We start from the raw sequence: 2,446 nt of genomic DNA, 5'->3' as shown, positions 1-2,446 counted from the left end.
CCTCCCACCCCACCCGCCGCGGCATCCTGGCAGCCGGCGGCGCCCTCGGTCTCGGGGCCGTCCTCGCCGCGTGCGGTGACGACGAGCCGGCGAAGGGCAGCGCGGACAAGGGCGAGGCCGCCTCCGGCCCGTGGTCCTTCACGGACGACCGCGGCACCACGGTGAAGCTGGACAAGGCGCCGCAGAACATCGTGGCCTTCACCGGCGTGGGCGCCGCGCTGTACGACTACGGCGTCCAGGTCAAGGGCGTCTTCGGTCCGACCACCACCAAGGACGGCAAGCCGGACGTCCAGGCCGGCGACATGGACGTCTCCAAGGTGAAGGTCATCGGCAACGTCTGGGGCGAGTTCGGCGTCGAGAAGTACGCCGCCCTCAAGCCCGACCTCCTGGTCTCCACTATGTTCGACGGCGCGGGCACCCTCTGGTACGTGCCGGAGGAGTCCAAGGACCAGATCGCCAAGTTCGCCCCGAGCGTGGGCGTCTCCGTCTTCGACGTGCAGATGACCAAGTCCCTGGAGCGCATGGCCGCGCTGGCCGAGTCGCTGGGCGCGGACATGAAGGCCGCCAAGGTCGTCGAGGCGAAGAAGAAGTTCGAGGAGGCCGCCGCGCGCCTGAAGGCCGCCGCGAAGGCCCGCCCGGAGATCCGCGTCCTCGCCGGTTCCGCCTCCCCCGACCTCTTCTACGTCTCCACCCACAACCTCTCGATCGACCTCGAGTACTACAAGGCCCTCGGTGTGAACATCGTCGAGCCGGACGCGAAGGCGATCAAGGAGAGCGGCGGCTGGTTCGAGAGCCTGAGCTGGGAGAACGTCGACAAGTACAAGGCCGACGTGATCATCATGGACGACCGGGCCCAGGCCATCCAGCCGGCCGACATCACCGAGGCGACCTGGAAGAAGCTGCCCGCCGTCAAGGCCGGCCAGGTCATCGCCCGTTCGCCGGAGCCGATCCTGTCCTACGACAAGTGCACTCCGCTGCTGAACAACCTTGCCGAGGCCATCGAGAACGCCAAGAAGGTGGCCTGACCGCTGCCTCCCCCCCGGCAGCCGCGGGAGCCCCCGGAGACGGTCCTCCGAGGGCTCCCGCACGTCCGCCGACGGACAGGTCATCCCGCAGCCGCGACCCCCTCGGCCTCCTCGGACTCCCCGGGCTCCCCGGGCTCCCCGGCGCCTGAGGACGGCCACGGCACCTCCGGGGAGCGGTGGTACTCCAGCCCCATCGCGTCCCACCGCGGCGCCTGGGCGGCCAGCCGCACCCGGTAGGCCTCCCAGTCGTGGGTGTCCGCCGGCGACCAGCCCAGTTCGGCGATCCCCGGCAGCCGGGGGAACGCCATGAACTCCAGCTCCGCCGGGGTGCTCAGCGTCTCCGTCCACAGCGGCGCCTCGACGCCCCGCACCGCGTCCTCCGGTACGCCGGAGGACGCGAGGTAGGTGGCCGGGTCCCAGTCGTAGGACCGCCGGACCTCCACCAGCCCGGCCCAGTCGAGTCCGAGCGGCGTCTCGGCGGTGTACTTCATGTCCAGGTACGCCCGGTCGGCCGGCGACAGGACGATCCCGGTGCCGCCGCGGGCCGCCTCCGCCACCCGGGCCCGCTCCTCCTCCTCGGTGGCGTCGTAGCCCCAGTACTGCGCCAGCGCGCCCGGCGCCGGTTCCGCCGCGGTGAGCTGGTGCCAGCCGATCACCGTCTTGCCGTACTCGGCGACCAGGGGCTGCACCCTCGTCATGAAGGCGACGTAGTCCTCGTGCGGGGTGGAGTGCGCCTCGTCACCGCCGATGTGGAGGTACCGGCCCGGGGTGAGCTCGGCCACCTCGCGGATCACGTCCTCCACGAAGTCGTAGGTGACCTCCTTGCCGACACACAGCGAGGAGAAGCCCACCTTGATCCCGGTGTACGCGGGCGGCGCGACGCCGTCGCAGTTGAGCTCCGCGTAGGAGGTGAGCGCGGCGTTGGTGTGGCCCGGCAGGTCGATCTCCGGGACGACCTCCAGGTAGCGGGAGGCCGCGTACGCGACGATCTCCCGGTACTGGTCCTTCGTGTAGTACCCGCCGGGCGTGCCGCCGACCTCCGTGGCCCCGCCGACGGCGGTGAGCTGGGGCCAGGAGTCGATCGCCAGCCGCCACCCCTGGTCGTCGGTGAGGTGCAGGTGCAGCGTGTTGACCTTGTACAGCGCGATCCGGTCGATGAACCGTTTGACCTGCTCGACGGTGAAGAAGTGCCGCGCCACGTCCAGGTGCACCCCGCGGTAGGCGTAGCGCGGGCGGTCCTCGACCACGCCGCCGGGCACCTGCCAGGGCCCGGGCCGCACCCGGCCGGCCTCCACCTCGGGCGGCAGGAGCTGACGCAGGGTCTGCACGCCGTGGAACAGCCCGGCGGGCCGCCCGGCCGTCACCGTCACCCCCGAGGGGCCACTGGTGAGCCGGTAGCCCTCCTCCCCCCAGGGACCGTC

The 2,446-nt window shown here is 71.6% G+C and carries 2 protein-coding genes; one reads left to right on the top strand and one right to left on the bottom strand.

Features of this window, described 5'->3' with window-relative positions; translation table 11 throughout:
• A partial coding sequence (locus ACOV8S_RS19605; protein ID WP_448319090.1) for an ABC transporter substrate-binding protein occupies window positions 1–1,025 on the top strand: 1,025 nt, incomplete at its 5' end.
• Window positions 1,026–1,105: 80 nt separating this feature from the next.
• Here ACOV8S_RS19605 and ACOV8S_RS19600 read toward each other — a convergent pair.
• Window positions 1,106–2,446: family 20 glycosylhydrolase (locus tag ACOV8S_RS19600; RefSeq protein ID WP_448319089.1), on the bottom strand; the 1,341-nt coding region annotated here is incomplete at its 5' end.

Source organism: Streptomyces sp. CO7 (assembly GCF_053474865.1).
Note: the sequence above shows the minus strand (reverse complement) of the source record. Positions and strands in the feature narration are given on the sequence as shown.